The 19,983-nt window shown below is 69.7% G+C and carries 17 protein-coding genes; 1 reads left to right on the top strand and 16 read right to left on the bottom strand.

Going from position 1 to position 19,983, the window contains the following annotated elements:
- Positions 1-64: 64 nt before the first annotated feature.
- Positions 65-592: a hypothetical protein gene (locus KF708C_RS23565; RefSeq protein WP_020206688.1), complete on the top strand. Its 528-nt coding sequence runs from the start codon at positions 65-67 to the stop codon at positions 590-592.
- Positions 593-668: 76 nt separating this feature from the next.
- Here KF708C_RS23565 and lpxC read toward each other — a convergent pair whose 3' ends face one another.
- The 16 genes from lpxC to rsmH all read right to left on the bottom strand — a co-directional run bounded on the left by lpxC (position 669) and on the right by rsmH (position 19,976).
- The gene (gene lpxC, locus KF708C_RS23560) at positions 669-1,586 is read right to left on the bottom strand and encodes a UDP-3-O-acyl-N-acetylglucosamine deacetylase (RefSeq protein ID WP_020206687.1); all 918 of its coding nucleotides are present in this window, start codon (positions 1,584-1,586) and stop codon (positions 669-671) included.
- Positions 1,587-1,760: 174 nt separating this feature from the next.
- Complete coding sequence (locus KF708C_RS23555; RefSeq protein WP_059413475.1) at positions 1,761-2,267, bottom strand: peroxiredoxin; 507 nt, start codon at positions 2,265-2,267, stop codon at positions 1,761-1,763.
- A gap of 481 nt (positions 2,268-2,748) precedes the next feature.
- A complete protein-coding gene (gene ftsZ / locus KF708C_RS23550; RefSeq protein WP_020204728.1) occupies positions 2,749-3,948 on the bottom strand; it encodes a cell division protein FtsZ in 1,200 nt (399 codons plus the stop codon).
- 163 nt (positions 3,949-4,111) lie between these two features.
- Positions 4,112-5,344 (bottom strand): cell division protein FtsA, encoded by a 1,233-nt coding sequence (ftsA, locus tag KF708C_RS23545; protein WP_020204727.1) that lies wholly within the window; start codon positions 5,342-5,344, stop codon positions 4,112-4,114.
- Positions 5,341-6,210, bottom strand: coding sequence for a cell division protein FtsQ/DivIB (locus KF708C_RS23540; RefSeq protein WP_020204726.1), 870 nt, complete (start codon positions 6,208-6,210; stop codon positions 5,341-5,343). The genes ftsA and KF708C_RS23540 overlap by 4 nt, the downstream gene beginning before the upstream one ends.
- Positions 6,211-6,261: 51 nt before the next feature.
- Positions 6,262-7,245, bottom strand: a complete 984-nt coding sequence (locus tag KF708C_RS23535) for a D-alanine--D-alanine ligase (RefSeq protein ID WP_020204725.1) — start codon at positions 7,243-7,245, stop codon at positions 6,262-6,264.
- Positions 7,242-8,681, bottom strand: coding sequence for a UDP-N-acetylmuramate--L-alanine ligase (gene murC, locus KF708C_RS23530; protein ID WP_059413474.1), 1,440 nt, complete (start codon positions 8,679-8,681; stop codon positions 7,242-7,244). Before murC ends, KF708C_RS23535 begins: the two co-directional genes overlap by 4 nt.
- Positions 8,682-8,694: 13 nt before the next feature.
- Complete coding sequence (murG, locus tag KF708C_RS23525; RefSeq protein ID WP_059413473.1) at positions 8,695-9,765, bottom strand: undecaprenyldiphospho-muramoylpentapeptide beta-N-acetylglucosaminyltransferase; 1,071 nt, start codon at positions 9,763-9,765, stop codon at positions 8,695-8,697.
- Positions 9,762-11,003: a putative lipid II flippase FtsW gene (gene ftsW, locus KF708C_RS23520; RefSeq protein WP_020204722.1), complete on the bottom strand. Its 1,242-nt coding sequence runs from the start codon at positions 11,001-11,003 to the stop codon at positions 9,762-9,764. The genes murG and ftsW overlap by 4 nt, the downstream gene beginning before the upstream one ends.
- Positions 11,000-12,523: a UDP-N-acetylmuramoyl-L-alanine--D-glutamate ligase gene (gene murD / locus KF708C_RS23515; RefSeq protein ID WP_059413472.1), complete on the bottom strand. Its 1,524-nt coding sequence runs from the start codon at positions 12,521-12,523 to the stop codon at positions 11,000-11,002. Before murD ends, ftsW begins: the two co-directional genes overlap by 4 nt.
- A gap of 51 nt (positions 12,524-12,574) precedes the next feature.
- The gene (gene mraY, locus KF708C_RS23510; RefSeq protein WP_029043962.1) at positions 12,575-13,744 is read right to left on the bottom strand and encodes a phospho-N-acetylmuramoyl-pentapeptide-transferase; all 1,170 of its coding nucleotides are present in this window, start codon (positions 13,742-13,744) and stop codon (positions 12,575-12,577) included.
- A 125-nt stretch (positions 13,745-13,869) separates the two neighbouring features.
- A complete protein-coding gene (locus KF708C_RS23505) occupies positions 13,870-15,309 on the bottom strand; it encodes a UDP-N-acetylmuramoyl-tripeptide--D-alanyl-D-alanine ligase (RefSeq protein ID WP_059413471.1) in 1,440 nt (479 codons plus the stop codon).
- Positions 15,306-16,844: a UDP-N-acetylmuramoyl-L-alanyl-D-glutamate--2,6-diaminopimelate ligase gene (locus KF708C_RS23500; protein WP_059413470.1), complete on the bottom strand. Its 1,539-nt coding sequence runs from the start codon at positions 16,842-16,844 to the stop codon at positions 15,306-15,308. Before KF708C_RS23500 ends, KF708C_RS23505 begins: the two co-directional genes overlap by 4 nt.
- Positions 16,841-18,643 carry a peptidoglycan D,D-transpeptidase FtsI family protein gene (locus KF708C_RS23495; protein ID WP_020204717.1) on the bottom strand — a complete coding sequence of 601 codons (1,803 nt, stop codon included), beginning with the start codon at positions 18,641-18,643 and terminating at the stop codon, positions 16,841-16,843. Before KF708C_RS23495 ends, KF708C_RS23500 begins: the two co-directional genes overlap by 4 nt.
- On the bottom strand, positions 18,640-18,984 hold the full coding sequence (gene ftsL, locus KF708C_RS23490; RefSeq protein WP_020204716.1) for a cell division protein FtsL: 345 nt from the start codon (positions 18,982-18,984) through the stop codon (positions 18,640-18,642). Before ftsL ends, KF708C_RS23495 begins: the two co-directional genes overlap by 4 nt.
- Complete coding sequence (rsmH, locus tag KF708C_RS23485; protein ID WP_020204715.1) at positions 18,981-19,976, bottom strand: 16S rRNA (cytosine(1402)-N(4))-methyltransferase RsmH; 996 nt, start codon at positions 19,974-19,976, stop codon at positions 18,981-18,983. The genes ftsL and rsmH overlap by 4 nt, the downstream gene beginning before the upstream one ends.
- Positions 19,977-19,983: the final 7 nt, after the last annotated feature.

Here is a 19,983-nt window from a genome sequence, read left to right as displayed (position 1 = left end):
GGCTCCCTTCTCCCAATGCGAGGCCCGGCGCCGCACGCAAGCGGCGGCACGCTAGAATGCGCGCATGCGCATGTTCACCCACCACGCCCTCCAGACGCCCGCCGCCAAGCCGCTCAACGACTGGCTGGCCAAGGCCGGCCCGGTCTCCGCCCTGATGCAGACGGCGCGGGAACTGGCTGTGCTGGAAACTGAGGTGCTGTCGCTCCTGCCTCGCGGACTGCAGGACGGCATCGCCGTGGCAGGCGTCAAGCAGGACGCCCGCGCCATCGGGCAAGGCCAGGGGGAGCGGACACTGCTGTTGCTGGCGGCGCATGGCGCCGCCGCGGCACGGGTAAGACAGGTGGTGCCGACGCTACTTGGAAGACTGCAACAGCGGGGCTCGCAGATTACCGCAATCCGGGTGCGCGTTCAACCGGACGTGGGCCGCCAGGGGGACTGGGACACCGGGCCGGTGGAGCGGCCGAGGAACGGCAGGATGTCGGCCACCGGGCTGGCGAGCCTGGACCAGCTCACGCGCGACCTGCCCGATTCGCCGCTGCGCGACGCGCTGAAGACGCTGCTGTCGCATCACGGTCCGGGGCCGAAGGGCTGAAAGACGGTATCCCCAGCATGAAAAAAAGCCGGTCGAGCGACCGGCTTTCTCTTTGCGGCGCCAGGACGCCCGCGGCTTACGCGAATGCCGGCTGCAACTGCGGCAGGAAGGCCGGCGGCGCGTCCTCGACGCGCTCGAACGTGACCATCTCGTAGGCTTCCTGGTCGGCCAGCAGGGCGCGCAGCAGCTGGTTGTTGAGGCCGTGGCCGGACTTGTTGGCGATGTACGCGCCGATCAGCGGGTGGCCGATCACGTAGAGGTCGCCGATCGCGTCCAGGATCTTGTGGCGCACGAACTCGTCGCCGTAGCGCAGTTCCTCGTTGTTCAGCATGCGGTGCTCGTCGAGCACGATGGCGTTGTCGAGGCTGCCGCCGCGCGCCAGTCCCATCTCGCGCAGCGCCTCGACCTCATGGGCGAAGCCGAAGGTGCGCGCGCGCGCGATCTCGCGCACGTAGCTGGTGTCGGCGAAGTCGATGGCGAAAGTCTGGCCGGTCTTGTCCACCGCCGGGTGGCGGAAATCGATGGTGAAGGCCAGCTTGAAGCCGAAGAACGGCTCGAGGCGGGCCAGCTTGTCGCCCTCGCGCACTTCCACGGCCTTCTTCACGCGGATGAAGCGCTTGGGCGCGGACTGCTGCTCGATCTCGGCGGATTGCAGCAGGAACACGAAGGACGCGGCGCTGCCGTCCATGATGGGGATTTCTTCCGCGTCGACGTCCACGTACAGGTTGTCGATGCCGAGGCCCGCGCAGGCGGACATCAGGTGCTCCACGGTGGAAACCCGCGCGCCGTCCTTCTGCAGGACCGAAGCCAGGCGGGTGTCGCCGATGGCGCCGGCGCTCGCGGGGATCTCGACGGCCTCGGGCAGGTCCACGCGGGTGAACACGATGCCGGTGTCTGCCGGGGCGGGGCGCAGCGTCAGCGTCACTTTACGGCCCGAGTGCAAGCCAATGCCTACGGTCTTGACCAGGGATTTGATGGTGCGCTGTTTGAGCATGACGTTCTCAGCTATTATTAAAATCTATTGACTGAACTTACTGATACAGCGATTTTACCATCGCTTCGTTTGCTGCGCTGCGCCACTTTGTTTCGGCCTGTTAGTGGCGTAAGAATTCACCCCCGCAAGTCTAACTTGCGTCACTCGCGAGGGTCGAATTGTCACAATCGCGTATTAAGCGCGCAACGCCGCCAGCACCGCTTCGGCGCTGCTGACCTTGAATTCGCCGGGCGCCTCGACCCACAGGCCAGTCACCACGCCGTCTTCCATCACCATCGCGTAGCGCTTGGAGCGCACGCCCATGCCGCGCGCGGTCAGGTCCATATCCAGCCCCAGCTTGCGCGTCCATTCGGCGCTGCCGTCGCCCATCATGCGCACCTTGCCGGCGGTGTTCTGCTCGCGGCCCCAGGCGCCCATCACGAAGGCATCGTTGACCGAGACGCACCACACCTCGTCCACGCCGGCGGCGCGCAGCGCCTCGGCCTGGGCGACGTAGCCCGGCACGTGCTTGGCCGAGCAGGTCGGCGTGAAGGCGCCGGGCAGCCCGAACACCACGATCTTGCGGCCGCGCGCCAGTTCCGCCACCGAAAAGGCGTTGGGCCCGAGGCTGCAGCCGCCGGTCTCGGTGTCGAAGAATTCGTTCAGCGTGGCGTCGGGCACACGCGCTCCTGTTTCGATCATGCTGTCTCTCTTCCTGTCTCGGTAAAAACCCTGTCTAGCATCATAGTGCGCGCACCTGCCGCGCCCAAGGCGAAGCCTGTCCGCCGCGGTGCCGGCGCGCTTGGGCGGGGGCCCGATGCGATTCCAGTGCGACTCTAAACCTTAACCCCGGCGCGTGCTTGAAACGGCGCCGCGAGCGCGGTGCCGCAGCGGGGCTGAAAAATGCAACGCGCGCGGCGATCTTGCGATCGCCGCGCGGACGACGGCACATCCCGGCCGGGAGGGCGGGAGACCAGTCCGGGGAGGCGGCCGGTGGCACGCCTGTCCCGGCGACGGGATGCGAGCTGAGGGCGTCAGCGCGGGCGCGGGCCGGCTGGCTGCCGAGCCGGGCGCAGCCACGGGGCGCGACACGGGCGGATAGGGAGCGCCTGCGTGTCTTGCTGTTCCGTGGCCGCGGCCCGGCGGGCAGCCGGCCTGGAGGCCTGCACCTTGCCGTGCCGACTCAGTCCGCCTGCTTGCGCAGGAAGGCGGGGATATCGTAGGTATCCACACCCTTCTCCTGCAGCGCGGCGACGTGGGCGGACGCCGATTCGCGCGAGCTGCGCCACACCGCCGGCGTGTCCAGGTTGCTGTAGTCCGGCGCGTTGCTGTGGCCCGCGTTCACGGTGTTGGTCATGTTGCCCATCATCTGCACCGGCATGTTGTCGGTGCCGGTCTTGAGCAGGGTCATCGGCTGCTGCTTCTTGGCCGAGCGGCCCAGGCCCGTGGCCACCACGGTCACGCGCAGCGCGTCGCCCATCGAGTCGTCGTACACCGTGCCGAAGATCACCGTGGCATCTTCCGCGGCGTAGCTGCGGATGGTGTTCATGACTTCCTTGGTCTCGGACAGCTTGAGCGAGCGGCTGGCGGTGATGTTGACCAGCACGCCGCGCGCGCCGGACAGGTCCACGCCTTCGAGCAGCGGGCTGGCCACGGCCTGCTCGGCGGCCAGGCGGGCGCGGTCCACGCCCGACACGGTGGCCGTGCCCATCATGGCCTTGCCCTGCTCGCCCATGACCGTCTTGACGTCTTCGAAGTCGACGTTCACCAGGCCATCGACGTTGATGATCTCGGCGATGCCGGCCACGGCGTTGTGCAGCACGTCGTCGGCGCACTGGAAGCACTTGTCCATCTCGGCGTCGTCGCCCATCACCTCGAACAGCTTCTCGTTGAGCACCACGATCAGCGAGTCGACGCTGGACTCCAGCTCGCTCGAGCCGGACTCCGCCACCTTGGCGCGGCGCGCGCCTTCGAACTCGAACGGCTTGCTGACCACGCCCACGGTCAGGATGCCCATTTCCTTGGCCACCTGCGCCACGATCGGAGCGGCGCCGGTGCCGGTGCCGCCGCCCATGCCGGCAGTGATGAAGACCATGTGCGCGCCGCGCAGCGAGTCGGCGATCTGCTCGCGCGCCTGCTCGGCGCAGTTGCGGCCCACTTCCGGCTTGGCGCCGGCGCCCAGGCCGGTGTTGCCGAGCTGCAGCACGCGCGAGGCGGAAGAGCGCTTGAGCGCCTGGGCGTCGGTGTTCATGCAGATGAATTCGACGCCTTGCACGCCGCGGCTGATCATGTGCTGCACGGCGTTGCCGCCCGCGCCGCCCACGCCCACCACCTTGATGATGGTGCCGTCCTGCATTTCCGTTTCGATCATGTCAAAGTCCATCACTGCCTCCAAGAAGAATCAGCTGCCAAACGCTGCGGCCTCCCCGCCGCAACCCTTGGCTACTGAACAAGAAACCATCAAAAAGAACTGCCTGTTTCAACGGCCCGCCCCCGATCCGGTGGACAGCGCCGTCAATCTTTCAACATCCCGCGCGCCGGCAATATCAGAAATTGCCGACGAACCATTCCTTCATGCGGCCCCACACATGCTTGACGGAGCCGCTCTGCACCGCCACCCGGCGCCCGCGCATGCGCTGCACGCGGCCTTCGAGCAGTAGTCCCATTACGGTCGAATAGCGCGGACTCTTTACCACTTCGTGCAAATTTCCGCGATATTCCGGCACGCCGACCCGAACCGGTTTGAGGAAAATGTCCTCGCCCAGTTCCACCATGCCCGGCATCATCGCCGTGCCGCCGGTGATCACCACGCCCGAGGACAGCAGTTCCTCGTAGCCCGATTCGCGCACCACCTGGTGCACCAGCGAGTAAAGCTCCTCGATGCGCGGCTCGATCACCGCGGCCAGCGCCTGCCGGCTCAGCGTGCGGGTGCCGCGGTCGCCCACGCCGGGGACCTCGATCATGTCCTCCGGGTCGGCGATGGCCTGCTTGGCGATGCCGTACTGGATCTTGATGTCCTCGGCATCGGGCGTGGGCGTGCGCAGCGCCATCGCGATGTCGTTGGTGATCTGGTCGCCGGCGATGGGGATCACGGCGGTGTGCCGGATCGCGCCTTCGCTGAAGATGGCGATGTCGGTGGTGCCGCCGCCGATGTCGACCAGCACCACGCCGAGCTCCTTCTCGTCCTCGGTCAGCACCGCCAGGCTCGAGGCCAGCGGCTGCAGGATCAGGTCGTGCACCTCCAGCCCGCAGCGGCGCACGCACTTGACGATGTTCTGCGCCGCGCTGACCGCGCCGGTGACGATATGCACCTTCACCTCCAGCCGGATGCCGCTCATGCCGATCGGCTCGCGCACGTCTTCCTGGCCGTCGATGATGAATTCCTGCGTCAGGATGTGCAGGATCTGCTGGTCGGTCGGGATGTTGACCGCCTTGGCGGTCTCGATCACGCGCGCCACGTCGGTCTGCGTGACCTCCTTGTCCTTGATCGCCACCATGCCGCTGGAGTTGAAGCTGCGGATGTGGCTGCCGGCGATGCCGGTGAAGACCTCGGAAATCTTGCAGTCGGCCATCAGCTCGGCCTCCTCCAGCGCGCGCTGGATGGACTGCACGGTGGCCTCGATATTGACCACGACCCCCTTCTTCAGACCCTTGGACTCCGACTGGCCCATCCCGATCACTTCATAGCTGCCGTCGGGGCGCAGTTCCGCCACCACCGCGGCCACCTTGGAAGTGCCGATATCGAGACCGACCAACAGGTCCTTGTATTCCTTGCTCATCGGGTTTTCTCCGCGTTCTTGCTCTTGAGTCGCGTCGGATTGTTTGTCGGATTGCTTGCCGCGGGCGCGCGGGCCTTGGCGGCCGCCGCGGCCTGCGCATCGGTCAGGAACCGCACGTTGGCCGCGCGGATGGCAAATCCGTTCGGATAACGCAGGTCCGCGTATTCGATCTGCTTGCCCCACTGCTCCGTGACCTGGGGCCAGGCCACCACGAACCGCTTCACGCGCTGCGCCATCGCATCGCGCTCTTCATCGTTCTGCTCGCGCCCGAGCTCGATCACCATGCCGTTGGACAGCCGCGTGCGCCAGGCGTAGCGCTGCGACAGCGTGACCGCCAGCGGCTCGACCTTGAGCGGCTTGAACCATTCGCGCATGACCTCGAGCTTGTCCACCACGTCGGACTCGCTGTCGGGCGGGCCGTCCAGCGCGAGCAGCTGCGCGTCTTCCTCGGCCTCGGCCGGGTTGGCCACGAAGATCTCGCCGTAGGTGTTGATCAGGCGCCCGCCGTCGGCATTGCCCCAGGTGCCGAGCGCCTCGTGCTCCTCGACCTCGACCGCCAGGCCGTTGGGCCATTCGCGCCGCACGCTGGCGCGCCGCACCCAGGGCACGGACTCGAAGCTCTGGCGCGCCTCGTTGAGGTCGAGCGTGAAGAAGTTACCGCTCAGCTTGCCCAGCGCGTTGGCGCGCACGCCCGGCGCGTTGACGTGGCGCAGCGTGCCGCCCGCCATCGCCGACAGCTCCACGTGCGTGATGGCGAACACCGGCCGCTGCGCCAGCCACAGCAGGCCGGCGGCGAACGCCATCAGCGCCACCAGCGCGTACAGCGTGGAGGCGATCAGGTTGAGCAGGCGGGTGTTGTGCCACATGGCTTGGGGCGTTTCCGTTCGGTCGGTTCAGGTTCGGTCGGCTTCTGTTGCTCAGTCGGGTTTCCAGGCGTCGTTCGGATGCAGGTCCAGCGTGGCGGCGGCCGTCACCTGCAGCACGAAATCCTCGTAGCTGATGCCGGCCGCGCGCGCCGCCATCGGCACCAGCGAGTGGCCGGTCATGCCGGGCGAGGTGTTCATCTCGAGCAGGAACGGCTTGCCGTCGGCGCGCAGCATCACGTCGGCGCGCGCCCAGCCGCGGCAGCCCAGCACGCGGAACGACTGCACCGCCAGGCGCCGGACCTCGGCCTCGACGTCGTCCGGCAGGCCCGACGGGCACAAGTATTGGGTAACGTCAGTAAAGTACTTGTTTTGATAGTCGTAGTTGGCGCCGGGCGCGACGATGCGCACCACCGGCAGCGCCTCAGCGCCGGCGCCCTCCCCCACGATCGGGCAGGTCAGCTCGGCGCCGTCGATGAATGCCTCGGCGATGACGTCGTTGTCCAGCGCCGCGGCCTTCTCGAAGGCGGCCCGCATCTGGCCGGCGTCGGTGACTTTGCTCAGGCCGATCGACGAGCCCTCGCGCGCCGGCTTGACGATCAGCGGCAGGCCCAGGTCGGCCACCACGGCGGCGAAGTCGGTGCCGGCATCGAGCATGGCAAAGCGCGGCGTGGGCAGGCCGTGCGTCAGCCACAGGCGCTTGGTGGCCTGCTTGTCCATCGCCAGCGCGGAGGGCAGCACGCCGCTGCCGGTGTAGGGCACGCCGAGTTGCTCCAGCAGGCCCTGCATGGTGCCGTCCTCGCCGTAGCGGCCGTGCAGCGCGATGAAGACGCGGTCGAAGCCGGCCGCGGCCAGCTCGGCCACCGGCTGCAGGCCCGGGTCGAAGGCGTGCGCATCGACGCCGCGCGCGCGCAGCGCGGCCAGCACGCCGTTGCCGGACATCAGCGAGATCTCGCGCTCGGCCGAGCGGCCGCCCAGCAGCACGCCGACCTTGCCGAGCGATTTCGGGTCGATATTGGGATGGGCGACGAAGCTCATGCGTGGCCTCCCGATGCCTGTTGCGATGCTTGTTGCGAAACCAGTTGCCCCGGCACGCCGCCGATGGTGCCGGCGCCCATCGTCACCACGACATCGCCGGGCCGGACGGCGTTCAGGATGGCCTGCGGCATTTCCTCGATCTGCTCCACGAAAACGGGTTCAACCTTGCCCGCCACGCGCAGCGCGCGCGTCAGCGCGCGGCCGTCGGCGGCCACGATGGGGGTCTCGCCGGCGGCATAGACCTCGGTCAGCAGCAGCGCGTCCACGGTGCCGAGCACCTTGACGAAGTCCTCGAAACAGTCGCGCGTGCGGGTGAAGCGGTGCGGCTGGAACGCCAGCACCAGCCGGCGGCCCGGGAACGCGCCGCGCGCCGCGGCCAGCGTGGCGGCCATCTCGACCGGGTGGTGGCCGTAGTCGTCGACCAGCGTGAAGGTGCCTTCGGCCCCGTCCGCGCCGGTGCAGGCCACTTCGCCATAGCGCTGGAAGCGCCGGCCCACGCCGTGGAACTCGCGCAGCGCCTTGACGATGGCGGCGTCGGCCACCTCCAGCTCGGTGGCGATGGCGATGGCGGCCAGCGCGTTCTGCACGTTGTGCATGCCGGGCAGGTTCAGCACCACGTCCAGCGGCGGCTCGGCGTGACCGTTGAGCTGGCGCAGCACGGTGAAGTGCATCTGGCCGTCGACCGCGCGCGCGTTGACCGCGCGGATCTGGGCATCCTCGGCGAAACCGTAGCGCACGATCGGCTTGGACACGAACGGCATGATCTCGCGCACGCTGGGATCGTCCGCGCACAGCACCGCGATGCCGTAGAACGGCAGGCGCTGGGTGAACTCCACGAACGCCTGCTTGAGCCGGGCGAAATCGTGCCCGTAGGTGTCCATGTGGTCGGCGTCGATGTTGGTGATGACCTCGATCACCGGGAACAGGTTGAGGAACGACGCATCCGACTCGTCGGCCTCGGCCACGATGAAGTCGCCCGTGCCCAGGCGCGCGTTGGCGCCGGCCGAGTTGAGCCGGCCGCCGATCACGAAGGTCGGGTCGAGCCCGCCTTCGGCCAGCACCGAGGCCACCAGGCTGGTGGTGGTGGTCTTGCCGTGGGTGCCGGCGATGGCCACGCCCTGCTTGAGGCGCATCAGCTCGGCCAGCATGACCGCGCGCGGCACCACCGGGATGCGCCTGGCGCGCGCGGCCAGCACCTCGGGGTTGTCGCCGGTCACGGCGGTGGACACCACCACGGCGTTGGCACCGTTGATGTTGGCGGCGTCATGGCCGTGCATCACGGTCGCGCCCAGCGAGGCCAGGCGCCGCGTGGCGGCGTTGCTGCCCACGTCGGAGCCCGAGACCTTGTAGCCCAGGTTCAACAGGACCTCCGCGATGCCGCTCATGCCGGCGCCGCCGATGCCTACGAAGTGGATGTTCTTGACGATGTGCTTCATGAATCCGTTTGTTTCAATCCCTGGCCATCTGGCTGCAGATCTCCGCCACGCGCCGGGTCGCTTCCGGCTTGGCGAGACCGCGCGCCTGGTGCGCCATCTCTTTGAGTCGGGTCCGCGTGAGCGAGGCCAGCGTGCGCGCCAGCCCCTGCGCGGTCAGTTCGTTCTGCTGGACCAGCAAGGCCGCGTCCTGCCGCGACAGGAATTCCGCGTTGGTGGTCTGGTGGTCGTCCACGGCATGGGGAAACGGCACGAACAGCGCCGCCACGCCCGCCGCCGCCACCTCCGACACGGTCATGGCGCCCGCGCGGCAGATCACCAGATCCGCCTCGGCGTAGGCGCCGGCCATGTCGTCGATAAAGGGCACGGCTTCCGCCTGCACGCCGGCCGCCTGGTAGTTGGCGCGCAGCGTGTCGATCTGCCTGGCGCCGGCCTGGTGCTTCACCAGCGGGCGCGCAGCTTCCGGCAGCAGCGCCAGCGCCTTGGGCACGATCTCGTTGAGCGCCGCCGCGCCAAGGCTGCCGCCCACCACCAGCAGGCGCAGCGGGCCGCTGCGCTGGTCGTAGCGCTGGTCCGGCGCGGGCATGCGGGCCAGCTCCTCGCGCACCGGGTTGCCGGTCCACTCGCTGTCCGGCAGCGCGTTGGGGAACGCGCAGAGCACGCGGTCCGCCACCCTGGCCAGCACCTTGTTGGCCAGCCCGGCGATGGAGTTCTGCTCGTGCAGCACCAGCGGGCGCCCCAGCAGCGAGGCCATCATGCCGGCCGGGAAGGTGATGTAGCCGCCCATGCCGAGCACCACGTCGGGCCGCACGCGGCGCAGCGCCCGCAGGCTCTGCCAGAACGCGCGCAGCAGGTTCAGCGGCAGCAGCAGCTTGGTCAGCGGCCCCTTGCCGCGCAGGCCGCCGAACTGGATGAACTCCATCGGGATGTCGTACTTGGGCACCAGCGTGGCTTCCATGCCGCTGCGGTTGCCCAGCCACACCACGCGCCAGCCCTGCTCGCGCAACGCGCGCGCGACCGCCAGCCCGGGGAACACATGCCCCCCGGTGCCGCCGGCCATCACGAGCAAGGTGCGCGCAGCGCTCATACCTTCCCCCCACGCATCATCACCCGGTTCTCGTAGTCGACCCGCAGCAAGATCGCCAGCGCGACGCAGTTCATCAGGATGCCCGAGCCGCCGTAGCTCACCAGCGGCAGGGTCAGCCCCTTGGTCGGCAGCAGGCCCAGGTTCACGCCCATGTTGATGAAGGTCTGCCAGCCGACCCACACGCCGATGCCCTTGGCCACCAGGCCGGCGAAGGTGCGGTCGAGCTGCAGCGCGGTGCGGCCGATCTCGAACGCGCGGCGCACCAGCCAGTAGAACAGCACGATCACCACCAGCACGCCCACGAAGCCGAATTCCTCGCCGATCACGGCGAGGATGAAGTCGGTGTGCGCTTCGGGCAGGTAGTGCAGCTTCTCGATGCTGCCGCCCAGCCCCACGCCGGTCCATTCGCCGCGCCCGAAGGCGATCAGCGAGTGCGTGAGCTGGTAGGCCTTGCCGAGCGCGTTGGCTTCTTCCCACGGGTTGAGGTAGGCGAAGATCCGCTCGCGCCGCCACGGCGAGGCCGTGATCAGCAGCGCGAACGCGCCCACCGCCACGCCGACCAGCCCGGCGAACAGCTTGCCGTTGATGCCGCCCAGGAACAGGATGCCCATCGCCACGGTGGCCACCACCAGGAAGGCGCCCATGTCGGGCTCCAGCAGCAGCAGCATGCCCACCACCACCACCGCCACGCCCATCGGCAGGAAGCCCTTGCCCACGTTCTGCATCCACTCCTGCTTGCGCACGGTGTAGTTGGCGGCGTAGAGCACCACCGCGAGCTTCATCAGCTCGGACGGCTGGAAGTTCATGATGCCCAGCGGAATCCAGCGCCGCGCGCCGTTGACGCCCTTGCCGACGAAGGGCACCAGCACGACCACCAGCAGCAGCAGCGCGATCACGAACAGCTTGGGCGCGTAGCGGTCCCAGAACTTGACCGGGATCTGGAACGCCAGCAGGCCGCCGGACAGGCCGACGAACAGCGCGAACGCATGCCGCGCGAGGAAGTGGCTCTCGCGGTAGTTGGCGTAGCGCGGCGAGTCGGGCAGCGCGATCGAGGCCGAGTACACCATCACCAGGCCGAGCGCGAGCAGCACGATCGACACCCACAGCAGCGGCTGGTCGTACTCCATCATGCGCGAGCGGGTCGGCTTGACGCCGGACACCGCGTCGCGCAGGCCACCCCAGGCATTGCCGATGGTGGCGCCGATGAAACCGCTGCGCTTGACCTGTGCGTCGCTCATGGCACGATCCCCCGGGACATCGCCAGTTCTTCCACCGCGGCACGGAACACTTCCGCGCGGTGCACGTAGTTACGGAACATATCGAGGCTGGCGCAGGCCGGCGACAGCAGCACGGCGTCGCCGCCCTGCGCGGCGCAGGCGGCCAGCGTGACCGCCTGCTCCAGCGTGGCGGCGTCGGCCAGCGTCACGCCGGTGCCGGCCAGCGCGCGGCGCAATTCGCCGGCGTCCTTGCCGATCAGCACCACGGCGCGCGCGTACTGCGCCACGGGCGCGGCCAGCGGCGAGAAATCCTGGCCCTTGCCTTCGCCGCCGGCGATCAGCACCACGCGCTTGTCCAGGCCCGACAGCGCGGCCACGGTGGCGCCCACGTTGGTGCCCTTGCTGTCGTCGAAATACTCCACGTCGTCCACCGTGGCGACCCACTCCACGCGGTGCGGCTCGCCGCGGTATTCGCGCAGGCCGTGCAGCAGGGCGTTGAGCGGCAGGTCGATGGCCCGGCACAGCGCCAGCGCGGCCATCGCGTTGGTGGCGTTGTGCATGCCGCGGATATGCAGCGCGTCGGCCGGCATCAGGCGCTTGTGGCGCACCGGCACGGCCGGCTCGGCCTCGGCGGCGGCCTTGCGGCGGCGCGGCTTGTTCTCGCCCTCGGCCTCGCTGTCGGCCTCGGCGATCACCAGCCACGGCATGCCGCCCTCGCGCAGCACGCCGAAGCTGCCGGGCGTCTCCGGCAGGTCGGTGCCGAAGGTGACGGGCACGGTGCCCGCGCGCGCCATCTCCAGGCTCAGGCGGTCGTTGCGGTTGAGCACCTGCAGGCAGCCGGGCTCGCCCGGCGCGGGCGCCGGGCCGAACACGCGCGCCTTGGCGGCGGCGTAGGCTTCCATGCCGCCGTGCCAGTCGAGGTGGTCCTGCGTGACGTTGAGCACGGTGGCCGCGTGCGGCGCCAGCGTATAGGTGGTCTCGAGCTGGAAGCTGGACAGTTCCAGCACCCAGACCTCGGGCAGCGTGGCCGCGGCGATGCAGGCGGCCAGTTTGTCCAGCGCCGACGGGCTGATGTTGCCGGCCACCGCCACGGTCTTGCCGGCGCGCTCGACCAGGCGGCCGGTCAGCGCGGTGGTGGTGGTCTTGCCGTTGGTGCCGGTGATCGCCAGCACCTTGGGCGCGTAGCCGGATTCGGCCCGCAGGTGGGCCAGCGCCCGCGCGAACAGCTCGATCTCGCCCCACACCGGGATGCCGCGCTCGCGCGCCGCCGCCAGCAGCGCGGCGGTGGCGGGCTCGCCCGGCGGCAGGCCGGGGCTGATCGCCACCAGGCCGATGCCGTCGAGCAGCGCCACGTCGAACGCGCCGCCGATGAATTGCGCCGAGGGCAGCTCGGCCTGCAGGAAGACCAGGTTGGCGGGAGCCTCGCGCGTGTCGGCGACGCGCACGGGGGCGCCGTACTGGCCGCACCAGCGCGCCATCGCCAGCCCCGATTCACCGAGGCCCAGCACCAGCACATGAGGTTTCTGCAACTCGCCAAACACTTCGTTTTCCGCCCTTTTCGTTACGTTGTTACACCGATGCCGGCCGCGCGCTCAGCGCAGCTTCAGCGACGACAGCCCGATCAGCACCAGCAGCATGGTGATGATCCAGAAGCGCACCGTGACCTGCGTTTCCTTCCAGCCCGACAATTCGAAGTGGTGATGCAGCGGCGCCATCCTGAACAGCCGCCGGCCCTCGCCGTAGCGCCGCTTGGTGATCTTGAACCACGTCACCTGCAGCATCACCGACAGCGTTTCCACCACGAAGATGCCGCCCATCACGAACAGCACGATCTCCTGGCGCACGATCACCGCCACCGTGCCGAGCGCGCCGCCCAGCGCCAGCGCGCCCACGTCGCCCATGAAGACCTGGGCCGGGTGGGCGTTGAACCAGAGGAAGGCCAGGCCCGCCCCGGTCAGCGCCGAGCAGAAGATCAGCAGCTCGCCCGCCCCCGGGATGTGCGGGAACAGCAGGTATTTGCTGTAGACCGCGCTGCCCATCACGTAGGCGAACACGCCCAGCCCGCTGCCGACCAGCACCACCGGCATGATCACCAGCCCGTCGAGGCCGTCGGTCAGGTTCACCGCGTTGCTCGAGCCGACGATCACCAGGTAGGTCAGCACGATGAAGCCGGCCACGCCCAGCGGGTAGCTCACTTCCTTGAAGAAGGGCACGATCAGGTTGGACTTGTAGGGCATGTCCAGCGACATGCCGCTCTCGACCCAGCCCAGGAACAGGTCCCACACCCGCACATTGCTGCTTTCCGACACCGAGAACGCCAGGTAGACCGCGGCCACCAGGCCGATCAGGGTCTGCCAGAAGAACTTCTCGCGGCTCGACATGCCGCGCGGGTCGCGGTAGACCACCTTGCGGTAGTCGTCCACCCAGCCGATCGCGCCGTATCCCAGCGTCACCAGCATCACCACCCAGATGAAGCGGTTGCCCCAGTCGCACCACAGCAGCGTGGAGATGCCGATCGACACCAGCACCAGCACGCCGCCCATGGTGGGCGTGCCGGCCTTGACCAGATGCGACTGCGGGCCGATGGTGCGCACCGCCTGGCCGATCTTCAGTTCGGTCAGCTTGCGGATCACCCACGGGCCCAGGCACAGGCCGATCAACAGCGCGGTGAGGTTGGCCATCACCGCGCGGAAGGTCAGGTAGTTGAAGACCCGCAGGAAGCTGTAGTCGTTTTGCAGCCACTGGGCCAGAGCCAATAACATCGTGTTCCGTATTCCTTTCGACAATCGCCCGGCGGCGCCGGGCTTCTCGTTTGCTTGCGATTACCTGATCGGGCGTTGCCGGCCACCGGCCGCATCCTTCATGCCCCTCATGCCTGTCACGCCCCTCACGCTTTCGGCGCGGACGTGTCTGCGACCAGCGCATCCACCATCCGTTCCATGCGCATGAAGCGCGATCCCTTCACCAGCACCGCGCCCGCGCGGGCCACGATGCCGTCCTCGTCCCGCGCCAGCGCGCCGGCCAGCGCCTCGGCGCTGTCGAAATGGCGCGCCTGCCCGCCGCCCTGCGCGCCGAACGCGCGCACCGCGTCGGTCATGGCCGCGCCGGTGCCCCACAGGGCCTCGATGCCGCGCGCGGCGGCGTAGGCGCCGATCTCCGCGTGGAAGGCCGGGCCCTGGTCGCCCACTTCGCCCATGTCGCCCAGCACCAGCAGGCGCGGCGCGGCAAACCCGGCGAGCACGTCGATGGCGGCGCGCACCGAGTCCGGGTTGGCGTTGTAGGTGTCGTCGATCACCAGCGTGCCGGCGGCGGTGTGCTTGACCTGCAGGCGCCCCTTGACCGCGGCGAACCCGGCCAGCCCGGCGCGGATGGCCTCGTGGCCGACGCCGGCCGCCAGCGCGCAGGCCGTCGCCGCCAGCGCGTTGCGCACGTTGTGCGTGCCCAGCACCGACAGGCGCACCTCGAAGGCGCCGCCCGGCGCCGTGACCCGCATCACCTGCACGCCGTCGTCGAGATGCACGTCGGCGCGCACGTCGGCGCCGGCGGCCAGGCCGAACGACAGCACGCGGCGCTGGCCGGCGGCCTCGCGCCAGATGCCGGCATGCGCGCCGCCGCCCTCGGCGTCGAGCGGGAACACCGCCACGCCGTCGGCGGGCAGCGCCGCGATGGCCGCCGCGTGTTCGCGCGCCACCGCTTCCACGCTCACCATGAACTCCTGGTGTTCGCGCTGGGCGTTGGTGACGACGGCGACCGTCGGCTGGGCGATGCCGGCCAGGTAAATGGTCTCGCCCGGGTGGTTCATGCCGAGCTCGAGCACGGCCAGCCGGTGCGCGGCGTCCAGGCGCAGCACCGTCAGCGGCAGGCCGATGTCGTTGTTCAGGTTGCCGCCGGTGGCCAGGCGGGCGCCCTCCCCTACCGCCGCGGCGAAGATCGCGGCGATCATTTCCTTGACCGTGGTCTTGCCGTTGCTGCCGGTCACGGCCACCACCGGCAGGCTGAAGCGGCGGCGCCAGCCGGCGGCCAGTTCGCCCAGCGCCAGGCGCGTGTCGGGCACCACGATGGCGGGCAGGCCGAGCGCGGCGTCGGGCGCGCGCGCCACCAGCACCGCGGCGGCGCCGCGCGCGGCCACGTCGGCGAGGAAATCGTGGGCGTCGAAGCGCTCGCCCTTGAGCGCGACGAACAGGTCGCCGGGCTGCACGGCGCGGCTGTCGGTCAGCACGCGCGCAAAGCCCAGGGCGGCCGCATCGGCGGCGGCGGGCATGGAAAGGCGCGCGCCGGCGATCCAGCCGGCGGCTTGCTGCAGATTGGTCATCGTGTTCCGGTTCATGCGGCCACCCCGCGCGTGCCCAGCGTCAGCCGGACGTGTTCGCGATCGGAGAACGGCCGCTTGCGGCCCTGCACTTCCTGGGTGGCCTCGTGGCCCTTGCCGGCCACCAGCACCACGTCCGCCGCGGCGGCGTGCTTGATGGCGTAGAGGATGGCGGCGGCGCGGTCCTCGATCAGGTGGGCGCGGCCACGCTCGTCCATGCCGTCGGCGATGGCGTCGAGGATGTCGAGCGGATCTTCGCTGCGCGGGTTGTCGCTGGTCAGCACGACTTCGTCGGCCAGGCGCTCGGCCACCGCGCCCATCAGCGGGCGCTTGGTCGGGTCGCGGTCGCCGCCGCAGCCGAACACGCACCACAGGCGGCCGTTGCGGGCCTGCGCCACCGGGCGCAGCGCGGCCAGGGTCTTGTCCAGCGCGTCGGGCGTGTGGGCGTAGTCGACCACCGCCAGCGGGCCGTCCTGGCCGCCGCCGAACAGTTCCATGCGGCCGTCGACCGGCCTGAGCGCGCGCAGCGCGTCGACGGCGGCGTCCCAGGCGATGCCGTTGGCCAGCGCCGCGCCGAGCACGGCGAGCAGGTTGCTGACGTTGAAGCCGCCGATCATCGGCGTGGCGACGTCGGCGCTGCCGAAGCTGCCGTCCACGCGGAAGGCGGTGCCGGCGGCGGTGGCGCGCACGCCGCTGGCGCGCAGCCACTGGCCGCCCTTGCGGGTGGCCGCGGCCGGGCCGTCGAGGCCGTATTCGATGACCTGCGCGGCGGCCTGCTTGCCGGCCAGCAGGCGGGCGCCCATGCCGTCGTCGCGGTTGACCACCGCGGCGCGCAGGCCGGGCCACTGGAACAGCAGCGCCTTGGCCGCCTCGTACTCGGCCATCGTGCCGTGGTAGTCGAGGTGGTCCTGGGTCAGGTTGGTCAGCACCGCCACGTCGAAATGCGTGCCGGCCACGCGGCCCTGCTCCAGGCCGTGCGAGGACACTTCCATCGCGACCGCGCGGGCGCCGGCGTCGTGCAGCGCGGCCAGGCTGTCCTGCAGCTGCACCGCGTCGGGCGTGGTGAAGCCGGTGACGGCCAGCGCGCCGGGAAAGCCGGTGCCGAGCGTGCCGATGGTGGCGCAGGGCTTGCCCGCGGCCTGCAGCAGCCGCGCCAGCCATTGCGCGCACGAGGTCTTGCCGTTGGTGCCGGTGATGCCGGTCACGACCAGGCCGCGCGCGTCGTTGCCGTACCAGCCGGCCGCGATCGGGCCGGCCAGCTGGTGCAGGCCGGCGATGCCGAGATGCGGCACCGCCTCGCCGTGCGGCCAGGCGAAGCCGTCCGCTTCATAAAGGATGGCGCTGACGCCACGCGCGATGGCCTGGGCGATGTGCGGGCGCGCGTCGGTCGACAGGCGCTGGTTGCCCAGCACGTAGGCGAAAAACACGTCGCCCTGGGTCAGGCGGCGCGTGTCGCCGGTGAGGCGGGCGCCGGCGGGCGCGCGCTGGCGCAGCCAGGCCAGCGCGTCGGCGGCCTGGGCGGCGATTTCGAGGGGCAGCAGCTGGCGGCTCATTGGGATGCGCTCCACGGCTCGCTTTCCTGCACCTTGTCGCTGACCACCAGCTGGCGGATCGGCGAATCGGGCTGCACGTTGAGCGCGCGCAGCGTGCCGCCGGTGATGGCGGCAAAGGCCGGGCCCGCCGCCGCGCCGCCGTAGTGGCTGCCGGAAGTGGGCTCGTCCACGCTGACCGCCACGATGACGCGCGGGTTGGACATCGGCGCCAGGCCGATGAACGAGGCGCGGTACTTGCTGCGGTCGTAGCCGCGGCCGACGTGCTTGTACGCGGTGCCGGTCTTGCCGCCGACGCGGTAGCCCATCACCTGGGCCTCGGGCGCGGTGCCGCCGGGCGCCGTCACGGTTTCCAGCATGCCGCGCACCTGGCGCGCCACTTCGGGCGACAGCACGCGCTCGCCGCTGACCGGGCCGTCGCGGCGGAACATGGTGACGGGAATCAGCTCGCCGTCGTGGGCGAAGATGGTGTAGGCATGCGCGATCTGGAACAGCGACACCGACAGGCCGTAGCCATACGACATGGTGGCCTGCTCGATCGGGCGCCAGCTCTTGTACGGGCGCACGCGGCCGGCGACCGCGCCGGGGAAGCCGAGCTTGGGCGCCTGGCCCAGGCCCACGCTGGTGAACATGTCCCACATCTCCTGCGGCTTGAGCAGCATCGAAATCTTGGTGGTGCCGATGTTGCTGGACTTCTGGATGATGCCGGCCACGGTCAGCGCCCCGTAGTTGTGGGTGTCGCTGATGGTGGCGCCTTCGTAGGTGAACTTGCCGGTGGTGGCGAACACCGTCGACGGCGTGACCCGCTTGAGCTGCAGCGCCAGGCCGATGGTGATCGGCTTCATCATCGAGCCGGGCTCGAAGGTGTCGGTCAGCACGCGGTTGCGCAGCTGCTCGCCCGACAGGCGGGTGCGGTCGTTGGGGTTGTAGGTCGGCCAGTTGGCCAGCGCCAGCACCTCGCCGGTCTGGGCGTCCAGCACCACCGCGCTGGCGGCCTTGGCCTTGCTGCGCTCGACGATGGCCTTGACCTCGTTGAAGGCCAGATACTGGATCTTGGCGTCGATGGAAAGCTGCTGGTCCTCGCCGTCGCGCGGCGTCTTGAGGATGCCGACGTCCTCCACCACGCGGCCGAGGCGGTCCTTGATGACCTGGCGCGCGCCGGACCTGCCGGCCAGCACCGGCTCGCGCGCGAGCTCCATGCCTTCCTGGCCGCGGTCTTCGACGTTGGTGAAGCCGACGATGTGCGCCATCGCCTCGCCTTCGGGGTAGAAGCGCTTGTATTCGCGGGTCTGGTGGATGCCCTCGATCTTGAGCGCGGCGATCTTGTCCGCGGCGTCGGGCAGCACCTGGCGCTTCAGGTAGACGAAGCTCTTGTCTTCCGTAAACTTGCGGCGCAGCTCCTTGTCGCTCATGTCGAGCAGCTTGCCGAGCTGGCGAATCTTGTCCGCGTCGATCTGGTCGGGCACGTCCTCGGGCACCGCCCAGATGGCCTTGACCGGCAGGCTGGTGGCCAGCACCAGGCCGTTGCGGTCGAGGATCTTGCCGCGCGTGGCCGGCAGGTCGAGCGTGCGCTGGAAGCGCTTCTTGCCCTCGGCCTCGTAGAACTGGTTGCCGGGGCCCTGGATCCACAGCGCGCGCCCGGCCAGCGCCACGAAGGCGGAGAACATCATGAACACCACCAGCTTGGAGCGCCACATCGGCAGGCGCAGGCCCAGCACCGGGCTGGCCGCGAACTGGCCGGTGCGCGGGCGCGAGGGGCTGCCGCGCTGCTGGCCGCGCTGCGAGGGATGGGCGATGGTCATGGCTTGCTCCCCGCGGGCGCCGAGGCCGCCGCCGCAGCGGAAGCCGCAGTCGCCACGGTAGCCGGCGGAGTGTCGAGCACCACGCCGGCCAGGTATTGGGTACGGCCGGGAATGACCGGCGTCATCTTGAGCTGGGTGCGGGCCGCGTCGGCGATGCGCGCGCTCTTGCCGAGCGCGCTCTGCTGGTACTGCAGGCGCGACCAGTCGATGTCCAACTGCTTTTCTTCCGCCTGGGCACGCTCGAGGGCGACGAACAGCGTGCGCGCCTGGTGCTGCGCGCTCACCAGGGAGAGCGCGCAGAAGATCAGCGCGGCAAGCAGGAAGAAAGTCAGGCGGTTCATGCGTGGCCAGCCTGTGCCGGCGCGCGCGCCGGCAGTTTCTCGGCCACCCGCATCACGGCCGAGCGCGCGCGCGGGTTGGCGGCCACTTCGTCGGCGCCCGGCTTGACGCGGCCGAGCAGCTTGAGCGTCGGCTGCGGCAGCTGGTCGGCGCGCAGCGGCGCGCGGCGCAGGGCCGGGTCGGCATCCTGCTGCGGACGGGCGTGCGCCTGCATGAACCGCTTGACGATGCGGTCCTCGAGCGAATGAAAGCTGATCACCACCAGCCGCCCTCCTGCCTGCAGCAGATCGTATGCCGCGCTCAGTCCTCTTTCGAGGTCCGCAAGCTCTTGATTGACGTGAATCCGTAGAGCCTGAAAGGTGCGGGTCGCAGGGTCCTGGCCCTTCTCGCGAGTCTTGACGGCTTTCGCCACGAGTGCGGCAAGCTCGGCCGTAGTGGCGAGTGGCCCGCCAAGGCCGGGTTCGCTCCGGCGAGCAACAACCGCCTTTGCAATCTGTACAGCAAACCGTTCTTCCCCATAGTCCCGTATCACCCTCGCGATGTCTTGCTCTTCCGCCTGCGCCAGCCACTCGGCGGCGGTGACGCCGCGCGTGGTGTCCATGCGCATGTCCAGCGGGCCCTCGAAGCGGAAGGAGAACCCCCGCTGCGCATCGTCGATCTGGGGCGAGCTGATACCCAGGTCGAGCAGTATCCCGGCCACCGGGCCGCGGGCCGCCAGACGGCCGGCCATGTCGGCGAAGCTGGTGTGCTCAATGGAGAAGCGGGCATCCTCGATGGTGCCCGCCTCTGCGATTGCTGCCGGATCCTTGTCGAAGGCCACCAGTGCCCCGGCCGGCCCCAGCCGGGCCAATATGGCCCGGCTGTGCCCCCCTCTGCCGAAGGTGCCGTCCACATAGACGCCATCGGGCCGCCAGACGAGCGCTTCGACAGCCTCGTCCAGCAACACGGTGCGATGGCGCAGGGCGGTGGTCCCCGGCGTTTGAGTTGAGCTCATGACCTCG

It is taken from the genome of Cupriavidus basilensis (assembly GCF_000876015.1).
Lineage (GTDB): Bacteria > Pseudomonadota > Gammaproteobacteria > Burkholderiales > Burkholderiaceae > Cupriavidus > Cupriavidus basilensis_B.
The sequence above is the reverse complement of the archived record's forward strand: the minus strand, read 5'-3'. Positions and strand labels throughout refer to the sequence as shown.